We start from the raw sequence: 14,798 nt of genomic DNA, 5'->3' as shown, positions 1-14,798 counted from the left end.
CCCCCCCCCCCCCCCCCCCCCCCCCCCCCCCCCCCCCCCCCCCCCCCCCCCCCCCCCCCCCCCCCCCCCCCCCCCCCCCCCCCCCCCCCCCCCCCCCCCCCCCCCCCCCCCCCCACCCCCGCCCCCCCCCCCCCCCCCCCCCCCCCCCCCCCCCCCCCCCCCCCCCCCCCCCCCCCCCCCCCCCCCCCCCCCCCCCCCCCCCCCCCCCGGGTGGTGCGGGTGGGGCGGGTGAGGGCGTTCCGGCCTGTCCTGCACTGGACGACGCGCCTGCCGACTGACCATGGGCGCTCACCACAGCGTCCGGGGGTCAGCGCATGTCACGGTCCGAGTCCGCCATCGAGCAGTTGCTGCAGCGGTGGGAGGCGAAGACCCCGGGCACCCCGGTCCGCCCGGTGGTGCAGCAGGCCATCGACCTCGGGTTCACCGTCGCCGAGCCGGGCGCCTTCGCCCGCTCCCTGCGCCTCGAGTACGACGCCCCGGCCGGCCGCTCGGTCACCCTGCACGCCGACGCCCAGCGGCTCACCGCCGTCGGCGCGGACGTGCGCGACCGGGCCGCCGCGCTGCCGGGGGCCGTGGTCCGACGCAAGGACGTCCAGTTCCCGTTCGACGCCGTCGACCCGGTCGAGGTGCTCGGGGTCCTCTCCGGAGCGACGGCGCCGGCCGCCACCGACCGGACCACCGCCATCCGCGCCGGGGTCGCGGCCGTCGCACTGCTCTTCATCGTCGTCGGTGCCGCCTCCGGTGGGTTCTCCGGCGGGCTGGTCATGGCCGGGCTCGCCGTCCTGCTGGTCGGCTTGGGCGCGGTCGTCGTCGGCCGGGCCCGCTGGGCGCTCATCGCTTCCCGCGCCATGGGCGCCGGGGTCGCCGCGGCCGGGGTCGCCGCCCTGGTCGCCGGCGCGGCCGCGCTGCCGCAGACCGACGCAGTCCCGGCCAGCGCCGAGACCGCGCCCAGCGCCGGCCCGACCACGTCCGCTGCCGACGACGAGGCCGCGATCGCCGCCGCCGAGGCGTCGCTCGCGCGCGACGAGATGGCGGAGGCCGCGAACGCGGCCGAGAACACCACCGGCCTCCTCACCGACGCCGACGCGGACGCCGCCGTCACCGCCGCCCAGCCCACCACCGCCCTCGCCGCGCTGGCCGCCGTCGAGGTCAAGGGCCGCGCGCCGAAGACCGGCTACGACCGGGACAACTACGGCTCCGCCTGGACCGACGTCGACCGCAACGGCTGCGACACCCGCAACGACGTCCTCGTCCGCGACCTCACCGCCGAGACGTTCAAGCCCGGCACCCGCAGCTGCGTCGTCCTCACCGGCTCGCTCGCCGACCCGTACTCCGGCACGACCATCGCGTTCCAGCGCGGCCAGGACACCAGCTCCGACGTGCAGATCGACCACGTCGTCGCCCTCTCCAACAGCTGGCAGACCGGCGCGCAGGGCTGGGACGCCGCCAAGCGCACCGCCTTCGCCAACGACCCGCTGAACCTGCTCGCCGTCGACGGCCCGCTGAACATGCAGAAGGGCGACGGCGACGCCGCCACCTGGCTGCCGCCGAACAAGTCCTACCGCTGCGCCTACGTCGCCCGGCAGGTCGCGGTGAAGCTGAGCTACGGCCTCTGGATGACCCAGGCCGAGCGCAACGCCATCGCCACCGTGCTCGCCACCTGCCCGGCCGAGCCGCTGCCCGGCGGCGTGGTCGCCAACATCCCCGCCCCGGCCCCCGCCCCGGCCCCGGCCCCGGCCCCGGCCCCGGCCCCGGCCCCGGCGCCCGCGCCTGCCCCCGCACCGGCACCGGCACCGGCGCCTGCTCCCGTACCGGCCCCCGTCCCGGCCCCGGCGCCTGCTCCCGCACCCGAGCCGGCCCCGGCCGGCCCGTCCTACGCCAACTGCACGGAGGTGAAGGCCGCGGGCGCAGACCCCATCTACCGCGGTCAGCCGGGGTGGCAGGACAAGTTCGACCGGGACAAGGACGGCGTCGCCTGCGAGTAGCCGCACTCCTGCGGGTCGCGTGTGACTGGCGGGACGAGTGGTGTGACGACTCGGCAACGGCGCCGTGATTCGGCGGTTTCTGTCAGCAACGTCCTCGATGCTGCGCAGCAACACGGCTGCACCGGAGTCAGGAGAAGCGGGATGCGCGGGATCGTCGTCATCGACCAGCCGGTCGAGGACCGGGTGGTCGGCTGGCACGTCAACGTCGGGGAGGGGCTCGAGTCGACGATGGCGGGCGCGTGGGTGCTGCCGTCCGACGACGACCGGATCGCCCGGTTGCTCGTCGGCCGGATCCTGGTGCCCACCGAGAAGGCCTCGCTGCGGTTCGGCCCCGGTGCCGACGCCGCCGCCCTGGCGGTGGCGATCGTCGCCGAGACCAGCGCGCTGGACGCTGCCTTCGCCGCGCACGTCGCGTCGCTGCCGTCGGCCAAGCGGAGCCTGGTCACCCCGCGCTGGCCGCGCATCCCGACCCGGCCGCGGCCGGAGACCGCCGGCGACCCGCTGGCCAGCGACGCGCTCACCCTGGCCCGCTGGGTGGCCGAGCTGCTGACCGCCTGGGACCGGATCGAAAAGGAGCGGCTCACCCGCCCCTTCCTCGCCCCTCGCGGCGGCGAGGCCACCCGGGCGCTGCCGCCCGGCTGGCCGACCGTCGGCCGCCTGGCGCAGGCAGCCTGAACGCCGCTGGCCCGGATCCCGCACCATCGAGGTTTGGGTCACACGCGGGAGGCGGGTAGGTCCCAGGGCGGACGATGCAGTCGACGCGAGGAGATCTCGCCATGGGTCAGACAGTCGCCGACGTCCTGTTGAACCGCCTCTCCGAATGGGAGGTGGACAAGGTCTTCGCCTACCCCGGCGACGGGATCAACGGGATCCTCGCGTCGTTCGGCGAGCAGGACGACCTCCAGTTCATCCAGTCCCGCCACGAGGAGATGTCCGCCTTCGAGGCGGTCGGTTACGCCAAGTTCACCGGCCGCGTCGGGGTCTGCATGGCCACCTCCGGTCCGGGCGCCATCCACCTGCTGAACGGGCTGTACGACGCCAAGCTCGACCACGTCCCGGTCGTCGCGATCGTCGGGCAGACCGACCGCAGCGCCATGGGTGGTTCGTACCAGCAGGAGGTCGACCTCCTGTCGCTGTTCAAGGACGTCGCGCACCACTACGTGCACGAGGTGAACGTCCCGGAGCAGCTGCCCAACGTCATCGACCGCGCGATCCGCACCGCGCTGGCCGAGCACGCCCCGACCGCGGTGATCATCCCGGCCGACGTGCAGGAGCTGGAGTACAGCCCGCCGACGCACGAGCACAAGATGGTGCCCTCGAGCCGTGGGCGCACCTCGTCCCCGACGGTGGTGCCGGACGACGCCTCGCTGCGGGCGGCGGCCGACCTGCTGAACTCCGGCAGCAAGGTCGCCATGCTGGTCGGTCAGGGTGCCCGTGGCGCCCGGGCCGAGGTCGTCGAGGTCGCCGACCTGCTCGGCGCCGGCGTCGCCAAGGCGCTGCTGGGCAAGGACGTGCTCCCCGATGACCTGCCCTTCGTCACCGGCTCGATCGGGCTGCTGGGCACCCGCCCGACCTGGGAGATGATGAAGGACTGCGACACGCTGCTGACGGTGGGCTCGAACCTGCCCTACAGCGAGTTCTTTCCGGAGTACGACCAGGCCCGCGGCGTGCAGATCGACCACGACGCCAAGTTCATCGGGATGCGGTACCCGTACGAGCTCAACCTCGTCGGCGATGCGGCCACCACGCTGCGCGCGCTCATCCCGCTGCTGGAGCGCAAGCAGGACCGGTCCTGGCGCGAGGGCATCGAGGACGGCATCCGCCGCTGGTGGGAGATCATGGAGAAGCGGGCGAACACCGACGCCGATCCGGTCAACCCGATGCGGCTGTTCTCCGAGCTGAACGGCCGGCTGCCCGGCAACGCCATCATCACCGCCGACTCCGGCTCCGCCGCCAACTGGTACGCCCGGCACCTGCGCTTCGGCCCGGACAACCGCGGCTCACTGTCCGGCACCCTGGCCACCATGGGCCCGGGCGTGCCGTACGGAATCGGCGCCAAGTTCGGCCACCCCGACCGACCGGTCATCGCCTTCGCCGGTGACGGCGCCATGCAGATGAACGGCCTGGCCGAGCTGCTCACGATCGCCCACTACTGGCAGGAGTGGCGCGACCCGCGCCTGGTGGTCGCGGTGCTGCACAACAACGACCTCAACCAGGTCACCTGGGAGATGCGGGCGATGGGCGGGGCGCCGAAGTTCGCCGACTCGCAGACGCTGCCCGAGGTCTCCTACGCCGACTTCGCCGCCGGGCTGGGCTTCGAGGCGATCACGGTCGACGACCCGGAGCAGGTCGGCCCGGCCTGGGACTGTGCGCTGGCTGCCGGCCGGCCGGCGCTGCTCGACGTGCACGTCGACGCCGACGTTCCGCCGATCCCGCCGCACGCGACGCTCGAGCAGATGACCGACACCGCGAAGTCGCTGCTCAAGGGCGACGAGGACGCCTGGGGCGTGGTCAAGCAGGGCACCAAGAACAAGATGCAGGAGTTCCTGCCCAACCGGAGCTGACCATGTCGACCGCACACCTCCCATCGCCGACCGTCCGGCCGTGGGACGGGGCGGACGACTCCCGGGTCGACGTGTCGGCGCTGGACGCTGACCTGCGCCGGCGCGTCGACGGCGAGGTCCGGTTCGACGCCGGCACCCGCGCTGCCTACTCGACCGACGCGTCCAACTACCGGGTCCCGCCGCTGGGCGTGGTCGAACCGCGCACGGTCGACGCCGCCGTCGAGGCCGCGGCGGTCTGCCGGGAACACGGCGTCCCGTTGCTGTCCCGGGGCGGCGGCACCAGCCTGTCCGGGCAGACGACGAACGCCGCCGTCGTCCTGGACTGGAGCCGGTACTGCCACCGGCTGGAGTCCCTCGACATCGACGGACGCCGGTGCGTGGTGGAGCCCGGCCTGGGGCTGACCCTGCGCGCCGGTGAGCTCGACGACCTCCGGGTCGGCTGACCGCCGGACCCGAGACCGGACGCGCGACGAGCGCGCTCCGGACCAGCAGGAACGACAGACGGGAGGACGAGATGAAGACGCAGGAGTTCGTGTCCGCGGTGCAGCAGTCGGCCCGGATCCCCGATCACGAGCACGCCGAGCAGGCCGTCCGGGCCACCCTGACCGTGCTCGGGCAGCGGTTGTCGACCGAGGCGAAGGACCTGGCCGCCCAGCTGCCGCCCGAGCTCGCCTCGGCGATGCCCACCGACGGGTCGGTCGAGCGCTTCGGCCTGACCGAGTTCTACGGCCGTGTCGCCGAACTCGAGGGGCAGGGCTGCACCCCGGAGCAGGCGCGGCAGCACGCGCGTGCGGTCACCGCCGGGCTCCGCGAGGCGGTGGGCGCCGAGTACCTGCACGTGCTCGACCAGCTCCCCGACGACTACGGCGACCTCACGCACACCGAGAACGCGCACCACTGACGGCCTGCCGCCCCTCCGGGTCGCCGTGGCGACCCGGAGGGGCGGAACTCAGACCAGCCGACGCGCGGTGTTGTAGCCCCACATGTCGATGCTGGCGACGCGGACCACGTCACCGGCGCTGGGGGCGTGGACCATCAGCCCGTCGCCCAGGTAGATGCCCACGTGCCCGACGGGGGAGTAGTAGAAGACCAGGTCACCGGGCTGCAGGTGCGCCCGGTCGACGTGCACGCCCATCGTGGACTGCATCCGCGACGAGTGCGGCAGGTCGACGCCGGCCGCCCGGAAGGCGAACTGGGTCAGGCCCGAGCAGTCGTAGACGTTCGGACCGGCCCCGGCCCACACGTAGGCCTTGCCGAGCTGGGCCATCGCGGTGTCGATGACCACCTGGGCGGCGGAGGTCGGTGCGGCCGCGGCCGCGACCGGCGCGGCGATCGGAGCCGGGGCCGGGGCCGGCGGGGCGGCGCCCCCGGCGTTGGCCTGGGCGGCGAGCGGGGTGAGCACCACGCCGGCGCCGGTGAGCAACGCGATCAGCGCGCCCTTGGCCGCCGAGCGGGTGGAACGACGAGCAGAGGTGGTGCGCAGGGCCGTCATGGAACGACGAGTTCTCCTTGTTCTCCTCAACCGCCTACCGAGTTAGCTGACGGGTTCGGGCGGGGAACTCGCCCGGCACGGCCACACGTGCGTGCGGCCGAGCTTCACCCCAGAACTGCGGTGGGTCCCCGGTCCGGGCGACGGCTGCAGCATGCGCGGCCGACGTCCGGTTCGGCGGTGCCGTCCGGGTGTCACCAGGTGCGGTGACGGTCGGACCCGGTCGGCCGCGACGACGCTAGGTGGCGATCTGGTGGTCCGCAGCCGCCGTCGTCGGCCGGATCCGGACGGTCTCCGACTGCGACTCGCCGTCGTGACCGTGGCAAACGTGAAGCTGTCCCCGGCGTGTCTCGGGACGTTGCGAACTGATGAATGGACGGCGCGTGACGACGCTTCGTGTTCACGACCTAACCAGCTGGCGAACGGCCCGACCCTTGGGAGATGGCTCGGTCGTGAGCGGTCGGGCCGCTGCCGTCAAGGGGGTTGTCTGACCTGTGGACAGGCGTTTGACCTGCTGGTTCGGGTGGTGGTGAGGCGCCGATCGCAGTAGTATTCGAACGTACGTTCGAATGACGGGGAGGTGTCCGTGAGCGACTCGATGACGCTGGACCCCCTTGCGCCGAACGTGGTCGCGGAGCTGTCCCCGGATGACCTGGAGGGGCTGTTCGGGTCGCCGTTGCAGTCGGCGTTGGACGCGCTGGCGGCCGAGGACCTGCACGCGTTCGGCGATGGTGAGCTGCTGGACAGGGTGGGCGAGCTGGTGCGGCTGCAGAACCGGGTGGCGGCGGAGCTGGCCCGCACGGTGCGGCATGCCGAGCTCGCGCAGGCCGTCGAGCGCGACGGGTTGGCGTCGATGCGGTCGTGGCTGATCGGGCACCGGTGGTTGTCGGCGGGCGAGGCGTCGCGGGTGGTGCGGGCCGGCCGGGTGTTGGAGCACCTGCCGGCGCTGGCTGCGGGGTTCGCTGCCGGGGAGGTCACCGCCGCGCAGGTCGACGTCGTGGCGAGCGCGGTGGGGGAACCGGAGCGGGCGCGTGCTCAGGAGCAGGGGATCGACCTGGGCGCGTTCGACACCGCGTGGGCGGATGTGGCTCGGGAGGCGCCGCACGCCTCGCTCGGGGTGGCGGTGCGGGCGTTCATCGAGGCGCTGGACCCCGACGGGCCCGAGCCTGACCCCACGGAGGGGCGGCGGCTGTCGATGGCCAAGCACGCTGACGGCAGCGTCACCGGCCGGTTCGACCTGGACGCGGTGGGTGGGGAGAAGCTGCAGGCGGCGATCGAGTCGATCGTGCAGGCCAACCGGCCCAAGGGCGACACCCGCACCCGCGCGCAGCAGCAGGCTGATGCGTTCGTGCAGCTCTGCGACAACCAGCTCGCCTCCGGTGGCCTGCCGACGCTGCGGACGGTGAAGCCGCACGTGGTGCTGCAGCTGGACCTGGACGATGCAGTCGATCCGGCCACTGGCCCCGGCGCCGCGCAGACCGGGTTCGGTGCCAGCATCTCCGCCGCCCGTGCCCGCTGGCTGGCCTGCGACGGGAGCATCTCCCGGATCGTGATGGGCCCCGACGGCACCCCGCTGGACCTGGGGCGGAACCACCGGGTCGTCACCCCCGGACTCCGCAAGGCGGTGGAACGGCGGGACAAGGGGTGTGTGTTCACCGGCTGCGGTGCCCCGACCTGGTGGTGCGATGTGCACCACCTGATCCACTGGCTGCACGGCGGCGAGACGTCGTTGACCAACTCCGCTCTGCTGTGCGAACGGCATCACACGAAGGTCCACCACGGCTTCCGGGTCGAGCGGCAACCCGACGGCCGGTGGCGCACCTTCCGGCCCGACGGCACCGAGATCCTCATCGGCCCACTGCTCACCTGACCTGCTCGCCACCGACATCCGACCGCGGTCACTCGCGGCCGTGCTGCTTCCCGTGGGAGTGGCATGCCTCGGTGGCGGCCGGGCTCGGCGCTCGATCGAGCAGAGAGTGGCGCACGAGGTACCCGAGGTCTGAATGGGCGCTTCCTGACAGTTTTCCCGCTTCTCTTGGTCGAGTCGCTGACGGTGAACGGGCTTTTCCGCCGCTTAGTTTCGAAAAGGAACGTCCATAGACAAACGGGGAGCACGACATGACCGACGCACCGGCGCCGGAAAAGGCCCAGGCCACGGGCAAGAAGCCGCTGTACAAGCGCGCCTGGTTCATCGTCCTGGCGGTGATCGTGGTCATCGCGATCGGCGCCAACATGGGAGGTGACAAGGAGACCGGGGACGCCACGGCCAGCGCTGACACGTCATCGGGCGCAGCGGCTCCGGTCGACGACGCTGCTGCGGCGGACGTCGAGGAGCCTGTCGCCGAGGAGGCCGCCGTCGAGGAGTCGGGCAACCCCGGCATCGGCGAGCCAGCTGCCGACGGCAAGTTCAACTTCGTGGTCAATGGCGTCGACTGCAGCACGACCGAGATCGGCAACGAGTACCTGAACACCACGGCGCAGGGCCAGTTCTGCATCGTCGACGTCGCCATCACCAACATCGGCGACAAGGCGCAGAGCTTCTTCGGCGACAACGCCAAGCTCTTCAACGCCCAGGGCCAGGAGTTCTCCGCCGACAGCGAGGCTGCCATCTACCTGGATGACTCCTCGTCGCTGTACGAGGAGATCAACCCGGGCAACAGCCTGACGAGCAAGGTCGTGTTCGATGTCCCGGCCGGCACGGTTCCGACCGCCATCGAGCTGCACGACTCCGCCTTCTCCGGCGGGGTGACTGTCGACCTGCAGTGACCTGATCGACGGAGCCACCGAGTTCCGACGTACGACGACAGCGCCGCCGAGGATCGCTCCTCGGCGGCGCTGTCGTGTCTCGGGTGCTGCGGGTCAGACGATCTGCTCGCCGATCCCGAACTGCAGCGAGCCGTCGGGGCCGGCGGCGGCGTCGAGCGTCTTGTCGTCGAGCAGCTCCGCGGCGCGGGGGTCCAGGAACACCCGGGCCCCGGACGCGTCGAGCACCGCGTCGTCCTCGGCGGGCACGGCGGCCAGGCTCAGCTCCAGGTTGGCGCCGGTCGGGTCGTTGGCGATCCGCAGCCCGCCGGACTCGGGCACCTCGGACTGGCCGAGGATGCCCTTGATCGCCGTGGCGGCGCCGTTGGTGAGGGTCAGCATCGTGCGGGGTCCTCTCGGTTGCAGGGGGCCCGGCCCGCCGGACGTCGATGGCCGGCGGACAAGGCGGTCGACCTGAGACGGTTCGCCTCGCACCCCCAACCTCCCCGTCGCCCGGGGCGGGGTCAACCCTCGTCACGCACCCGCAAAGAAGCCCGCGCCCCCTGCACCCACCGCACCTGCCGCGCCCACCGCCCCCACCGCGTCGGTCGCGGTGATCGGCTGGCCGCTGCCCGCGCGCGTCACCCGACCCGCCCGCACCGCGTGCGCCAGCCCCGCCTCCAGCGCCGGCATCAGCACCGGGTGCAACCGCCGGTGCCCGAACACCGCCAGCGTCTGCGCCACCAGCTGCTCGTGCGTCAACCCACCGCTCGACCGCAGCAGCGCCACCATCGCGTTCCCGATCTCCTCCGGCGGCACGTGCTCCAGCGGCCGGTCACCCGCCGAGCCCTGCCGGCGGAACCCCACCCACGACGCCGGGTCGACGCCCTCCGGCCAGAGCCACTCCGCCGCCGGGTCGGGCAGCAGCGCCAGCAGCTCCGCCATCCGCGCATCGGTCAGCCGCGGCACCTCGAAGGCCCGCGCCGCCCGCCGGGCCAGCCGCTCCCGGTGCACCGGCCCCTCCGCGGCGATCCCGTCGACCAGCAGCTCCCGCACCAGCCGCGCGATCGCCGGGTCGACCAGCCGGCGCAGGTCCCGCGGCTCACCCACCGGCCCCGGCGTCCACGGCACGAACGGCTCCTCCCCGGGCAGCCGCACCGGCGGCACCAGCGGGCGCGCCGGCACCCGACGCGGCGCGTCGACATGCCCCGGCCCCGATGCCGGGGCCGGCGCGTCACCTCGAGCACGCGCGGGCTGCAGTGGCGAGGGCAACGCGGCCGGCGGCCGCGCCGCCCGCACCGCGTCCGCCAGCCGGTCGAGCACGGCCTCCCGGTCGGTCAGCCACTCCGGCAGCCACACCCGCTCCACCGCCCAGCCGCGCGCGGTCAGCGCCCGCACCGGCAGCTCCAGGCGATCGCCCAGCGTCGCCGCGTCGTCCGGCCCGTCGAGCAGCACCGCCACCCGCGGCCGCCCGGGCTCGCCGGCCGGGGCCAGCGCCACGTCGACGCGGAACCCGGACAGCCCGACGTCCGTCCGCACCGCCAGCCCGCGGTCCCGGAGCGCCGCCGCCACGTCGTCGCGGTGCGCGTCCGGCACCGGTGCTGGCGCACCGTCCCGGGGCGCCGCCGCGGCACCGTCGGTGACGACGTCCAGCAACGCGCGCAGCTCCCGCACACCACGTTGCGCGGTGCGCGCCGGCACCAGCGCCGCCGGCGGGAACGACGCGAACACCAGCAGCTGGCGGCGGGCCCGGGTGACGGCGGCGCGCAGCCGCCGTTCCCCACCGGTCCGGTTGAGCGGCCCGAGGTCCAGCGACAGGTCACCACGCTCGTCCAGCGAGGCACCGAGGGACAGCAGCACGACGTCCCACTCCCCGCCGCGCACCGACCCCACCTCGCCCACCCGGAGCTGACCGGAGGAGAGCGCCGCGTCGATCCGGGGATCGGGCGCCGCGTGCAGCAGCTCCTCGACCAGCCGGCGCTGCCCGGAGCGCAGGGTCAGGACGGCGAGCGACGGCACCGCACCGGGGGAGTCGGCGAACCGCCGCGCCACCTCCGCCACCACCGCCGTCGCCTCCGCCTGGTTCGTGCCGGCAGACGGCCCGGTCAGGGTGAACCGGCCGTCCACCGCCACCAGCGCGAGCGCCGGCCCCGGCGCGGCCGCGGGGAAGGTGCGCACCCGGTGCGCCGCGTTCGGGACCGCGAACAGCAGCTCGCTCTCGCTGCGGTGGTGCCAGGCCAGCTCACGACGGGGCACGCCGGCGCGCAGGCAGGCGGCCAGCAGCCCGTCGTCGTCCCCGGCCGGCTGGTCGCCGACCACCACCGCGGCGGTGGCCCGCCCCAGCGAACCCAGCGCGTCGGCCACCGGGAGCCGGCCGGCGTCGGCCAGCACGACCAGGTCGAAGGAGCCCGGCTCGGGCGGCAGCAGCCGGGCCACCTCGTCGGGGGTGGCGAGCACGCAGCTGCCCGGGGTGGCGGTGGCCAGCACCCGCCCGGCGGCGGTGGCCCGGGTGGCCGCGGACGCCGCGAGGAACCGGCGCACCGCCGTCTCGTGCGCGCGGGCGTCGGCGGCCGTCAGCCCGGCGGCCGCGGCCCGTTCGGTGACCGACGCCTCGGCCAGCCCGCGGTCGAAGGCGGCGACCGCCTGCTCGGCCGGGACCGCCCCGGAGACCAGCGCGTCCCGCATCCCGGTGAGCCCGGCGGCATCCAGCAGGTGCACCGCGCGCAGCAGGTCCAGCCGGTGCGCCAGCGACGGCAGGCCGAACTCCTCGATCGCCCGCCCGGCCCGGGTCTCCTCCCAGCGCGTCACCAGCCGGCGGTCACCGGCCCAGGCCAGCAGCCGCTCCGGGGTGGTCGCGCAGGCGCCCGGCAGCTCGGCGAGGGCCCGCTGCAGCGCCCGGACGGCGGCGGCCCGGGCGGGGTCGGGGGTGGCGGCGGTGTCGAGGAACCGGCGCAGCGCCGGGGTGTGCGCCGGGTTCGCCCGCAGCGCCGCGGCCAGCCGGCGGGCGGCCTCCACCTGGGCGTCGAACCGGTCGACGTCGGTGAACGGGTTCCAGTTCCACGGCAGGTCGACCCCGGGCAGCTCCCGGGCCCGCGCGGCGAGCTCGCGGGCGGCGGCCTGCACCGCGAGGAGCTCGTCGGCCAGCACCGGCACCTCGGCGGGCGGCACCTGCGCGTCCGGCAGCAGGGCCGGCGCCAGCTCGGCGAGCACCGCGGCCAGCCGCTTGCCCCGGCCGATCCGGCTCGAGGCGGCCGCCTGCCGGGCGTTCTCGGCGATCGCGGCCAGCGGCAGGTCCAGCACCGCGGGATCGGCGACGTCCAGCCCCGGGTGCTCCGCGGCGCGGAACAGGGCGACGTCGGCGCGCAGCTCGGCGACCTCCTCCTCCCACTCCGCGGTGCCCGCGCGGTCCAGGTCGGCCAGCGGCACGGCCGGGCCGTCGAGCAGGGTGGCGACGGCGGTCAGGTCTGCCGGGGTCGGGGCGGCCGTCACCACCCGGGCCACGGGGCCGGGGGGCACGGCGTCCAGCGCCCGGTCGACGGCGCGGACCGCGGCCTGCACGGCCACCGGGTCGACGTCGGCGGAGTCGAGGAACCCCCACGGGTGGCCGGGGCGCGGCCCGGTGCGGGCGGCCACCTCCGGGAGGTCGGCGAGGGCGGCCCGCACCGCCGCCGTCGTCCGGGCGGAGGCGTTGACCACGAACGCGGGTGGCACCGGCAGCGACGGGATCGCGGAACCGGCCGCCAGCAGCGCGGCGGAGGCGTCGTACAGCGACAGGCCCGCCGAGTTGGGTGCGTGCAGCCGCGCGGCGTACCCGGCCAGCTGCTCCCGCAGCGGGCGCAGGTCGGGGACGTCGGAGCGCGGCGCGTCGGGTGCCGGGTCGCCGGTGACCAGGGCGGACAGGCCGGCGTCGGCCAGCCGCGCTGCCACGGCGTCCAGCGCGTCGCGGCGGGGCGCCACGACGAGCACCCGCCGGCCCGCCGCGGTCACCGCGGCGACGGTGTCCGCCACCGTCTGCACCTTCCCGGTGCCCGGTGCGCCGAGCAGCACGAAGGTGCGCCCGGCGAGCGCGTCGGCGACCGCGGCCAGCTGGCTCGCGTCGGCCGGCAGGGGGAGGGCCGGCGCCAGCTCGTCGAGGTCGGCGTCGGCCGGGTCCTGCGGCGGGAAGGGCTGGCCGGGGCGCAGCAGCACCGGCACGAGCGGGTTGCGCAGCGCGGCGGCCCCGAGGTGCTCGGCGTCCTGCCGCACCCGGGAGGCCGCGGCCGGCAGCAGCGCCAGGTCCGCGGTCGGCTCGACCCGCGCCGACGCCCCGCTGCGGGCCAGCGCCTGGCGCACCGCGGCCACCACCGCGGCCGGGTCCGGATCGGCCGGCACCGGCAGCGCGACCCCGTGCCGACGGCGCAGCTCGGCGAACAGCTGGGCGTTTCCGGTGGTGCCCCCGGTCGGGTCGGCGACCAGCCGGAACGAGCCGTTGGCGCCGGCGGTGAGGAGGACGGGCACCAGCACCAGCGGGGCGCGCACCGAACGGCCGTCGGGCTCCCAGGTGAGCGAGCCGAGCGCCAGGCACAGGTCGTTCGTGCCGGACTCCTCGACGACCGCCCGGGCCCGCTCGGCCAGCGCGCCGACCTGCTCGGCGTACCCGGCCGACGGCAGCTCGGTGTAGAGGCCGCCGTGCTCGGCCAGCAGCTCGACCAGCTGGTGCGCCGGCAGGTCGCGGGCGGCGCGGATGCCCCGGCGGCGGGCGGCGGCGCCGAGCTGGTCGGCGGGCAGCAGGGTAAGTGGGGCACCGCCGGCCAGCCGCTCGGCCAGCACCGGCAGCCGCCCGGCGGGCACGGTGAGGGGGAGGGCGGCGGTGAGGTCCAGCGGCTGCGGGGTGGGCAGGGTCGCCAGCGCCGTGGCCAGCGGCGTCGCGGCGCGCGGGCGCGGTCCCAGCGGCCGGACGCCGTCGGCCCGGGCCCGGTGCACGTCGGTGACCCCGAGCAGCCGGTGCCGGTCGCCGGTGAGCCAGGTGGCGGCCGCCGTCCGGTGCAGGTCGCCGAAGGTCGCGGGCGGGGCGCCGGCGTGCAGCAGCGCCGGCTCGACCAGCTGGATCGCGCCGTCGGCGACCAGCTCGGCCAGCCCGGCGACGTCGGTGGTCGCGGTGTGCGCGGCGCCCGGGCCGCGGCGCCACCAGCCGAGGAATGCGTGCGCGGGGCCGGCGTCGTCGGCGGTGATCCACACCAGCGGCCGCAGCCCGGCGTGCTCGAACGCGGCGGCGAGCGTGAGCACCGTGTCCAGGCCGCTGCCGGCGCGCTCGTCGAGCACCTCGGTGGGGGTGCGGAGCCGCTGCGGCACGTCGGCCCAGCAGGCGGCGGCCGGCAGCGGGCGGACCCCGCGGCGCCGCATCGCCTCGACGATCGCCGCCGCGGCCTGGTCCAGCTGCGCGGGGTCCAGGCGCGCGGGGTCGAGGTCGGCCAGCTCGGGGCGGCCGGTGCGCTGCCGCAGGTGGTCGGCGGCGGCGCCGACCAGCCCGGCCACCGCCGGGTCGTCGGGGCGGACGTGCGCGGCGAGCAGCTCCAGCGCCAGGGGAGCCGGCGCGGCCAGCCACTGCCCGGCACCGAGCACCCGCACCTCGGTGCTCGCCCGGCCCAGCGGCTCGTCGTCGTGCTCGATCTGCACCTCGACGTGGCCCCGCGCAGGGTCGGCGGCCGCGCCCATCGCCGCCGGGTCGAGCAGCAGCGGCACGTCGAGCAGCACGGTGGGCCGGCCGGGCAGCAGGTCGGTGCGCAGCTCGACCGGCGCGGCGAGCGACCGCCCGTTGCTGGTGATGGCGACGGTGACCCGGGCACCCCGCCGTTCCTGTGCCGCGGTGAGGACCAGCCGGGGAACCACCGGAACGCCGAGGGAGGCCAGCGCCTCGCCCAGCACGGGGACGCACTCGGCCTCGATCGTCACCGGCTGCTGCGGGCACGGGGAGTCGCCCATGGAGCCTGTCTACCCCGGCCGGACCGGGGAGTCCGGGAGCCCGGCCGGGATGTGACG

General features: G+C 75.6%; 10 protein-coding genes and 1 riboswitch. Of the genes, 7 read left to right on the top strand and 3 right to left on the bottom strand.

Annotated features, from left to right (window positions below):
* The first annotated feature begins 314 nt into the window (after positions 1 to 314).
* The 5 genes from ACI783_RS16955 (at position 315) to ACI783_RS16935 (ending at position 5,450) form a co-directional block, all read left to right on the top strand.
* On the top strand, positions 315 to 1,985 hold the full coding sequence (locus ACI783_RS16955; protein WP_457141529.1) for a GmrSD restriction endonuclease domain-containing protein: 1,671 nt from the start codon (positions 315 to 317) through the stop codon (positions 1,983 to 1,985).
* A 141-nt stretch (positions 1,986 to 2,126) separates the two neighbouring features.
* Positions 2,127 to 2,660 carry a hypothetical protein gene (locus ACI783_RS16950; protein WP_457141528.1) on the top strand — a complete coding sequence of 178 codons (534 nt, stop codon included), beginning with the start codon at positions 2,127 to 2,129 and terminating at the stop codon, positions 2,658 to 2,660.
* Between the two features lie 101 nt (positions 2,661 to 2,761).
* Entirely contained in the window at positions 2,762 to 4,549 is a 1,788-nt protein-coding gene (locus tag ACI783_RS16945) for a thiamine pyrophosphate-requiring protein (RefSeq protein WP_457141527.1), read from the top strand.
* 2 nt (positions 4,550 to 4,551) lie between these two features.
* Complete coding sequence (locus tag ACI783_RS16940) at positions 4,552 to 4,992, top strand: FAD-binding oxidoreductase (RefSeq protein ID WP_457141526.1); 441 nt, start codon at positions 4,552 to 4,554, stop codon at positions 4,990 to 4,992.
* A 71-nt stretch (positions 4,993 to 5,063) separates the two neighbouring features.
* Positions 5,064 to 5,450 carry a DUF2267 domain-containing protein gene (locus ACI783_RS16935; protein ID WP_457141525.1) on the top strand — a complete coding sequence of 129 codons (387 nt, stop codon included), beginning with the start codon at positions 5,064 to 5,066 and terminating at the stop codon, positions 5,448 to 5,450.
* A 48-nt stretch (positions 5,451 to 5,498) separates the two neighbouring features.
* Here ACI783_RS16935 and ACI783_RS16930 read toward each other — a convergent pair whose 3' ends face one another.
* A complete protein-coding gene (locus ACI783_RS16930) occupies positions 5,499 to 6,041 on the bottom strand; it encodes a C40 family peptidase (RefSeq protein ID WP_457141524.1) in 543 nt (180 codons plus the stop codon).
* 17 nt (positions 6,042 to 6,058) lie between these two features.
* A riboswitch (cyclic di-AMP (ydaO/yuaA leader) is annotated at positions 6,059 to 6,203 on the bottom strand.
* 421 nt (positions 6,204 to 6,624) lie between these two features.
* Here ACI783_RS16930 and ACI783_RS16925 point away from each other — a divergent pair.
* On the top strand, positions 6,625 to 7,908 hold the full coding sequence (locus ACI783_RS16925) for a DUF222 domain-containing protein (RefSeq protein ID WP_457141523.1): 1,284 nt from the start codon (positions 6,625 to 6,627) through the stop codon (positions 7,906 to 7,908).
* 248 nt (positions 7,909 to 8,156) lie between these two features.
* Complete coding sequence (locus ACI783_RS16920) at positions 8,157 to 8,804, top strand: DUF4352 domain-containing protein (protein WP_457141522.1); 648 nt, start codon at positions 8,157 to 8,159, stop codon at positions 8,802 to 8,804.
* 93 nt (positions 8,805 to 8,897) lie between these two features.
* Here the strand turns inward: ACI783_RS16920 and ACI783_RS16915 are convergent, their stop codons facing one another.
* Together ACI783_RS16915 and ACI783_RS16910 are read right to left on the bottom strand one after the other, a co-directional pair.
* Positions 8,898 to 9,182 (bottom strand): Fe-S cluster assembly protein HesB, encoded by a 285-nt coding sequence (locus tag ACI783_RS16915; protein WP_457085279.1) that lies wholly within the window; start codon positions 9,180 to 9,182, stop codon positions 8,898 to 8,900.
* 132 nt (positions 9,183 to 9,314) lie between these two features.
* Positions 9,315 to 14,741 carry a DUF4011 domain-containing protein gene (locus ACI783_RS16910; protein WP_457141521.1) on the bottom strand — a complete coding sequence of 1,809 codons (5,427 nt, stop codon included), beginning with the start codon at positions 14,739 to 14,741 and terminating at the stop codon, positions 9,315 to 9,317.
* Positions 14,742 to 14,798 lie beyond the last annotated feature (57 nt).

It is taken from the genome of Modestobacter sp. SYSU DS0511, from assembly GCF_054050755.1.
This window is presented reverse-complemented; position numbering and strand designations above follow the sequence as displayed.

What these genes read in the sequence shown, in the direction of transcription:
- ACI783_RS16955 (WP_457141529.1), top strand. Translation starts at nt 315, where the DNA reads ATGTCACGGTCCGAGTCCGCCATCGAGCAGTTGCTGCAGCGGTGGGAG.
- ACI783_RS16950 (WP_457141528.1), top strand. Translation starts at nt 2,127, where the DNA reads ATGCGCGGGATCGTCGTCATCGACCAGCCGGTCGAGGACCGGGTGGTC.
- ACI783_RS16945 (WP_457141527.1), top strand. Translation starts at nt 2,762, where the DNA reads ATGGGTCAGACAGTCGCCGACGTCCTGTTGAACCGCCTCTCCGAATGG.
- ACI783_RS16940 (WP_457141526.1), top strand. Translation starts at nt 4,552, where the DNA reads ATGTCGACCGCACACCTCCCATCGCCGACCGTCCGGCCGTGGGACGGG.
- ACI783_RS16935 (WP_457141525.1), top strand. Translation starts at nt 5,064, where the DNA reads ATGAAGACGCAGGAGTTCGTGTCCGCGGTGCAGCAGTCGGCCCGGATC.
- ACI783_RS16930 (WP_457141524.1), bottom strand. Translation starts at nt 6,041, where the DNA reads ATGACGGCCCTGCGCACCACCTCTGCTCGTCGTTCCACCCGCTCGGCG.
- ACI783_RS16920 (WP_457141522.1), top strand. Translation starts at nt 8,157, where the DNA reads ATGACCGACGCACCGGCGCCGGAAAAGGCCCAGGCCACGGGCAAGAAG.
- ACI783_RS16915 (WP_457085279.1), bottom strand. Translation starts at nt 9,182, where the DNA reads ATGCTGACCCTCACCAACGGCGCCGCCACGGCGATCAAGGGCATCCTC.
- ACI783_RS16910 (WP_457141521.1), bottom strand. Translation starts at nt 14,741, where the DNA reads ATGGGCGACTCCCCGTGCCCGCAGCAGCCGGTGACGATCGAGGCCGAG.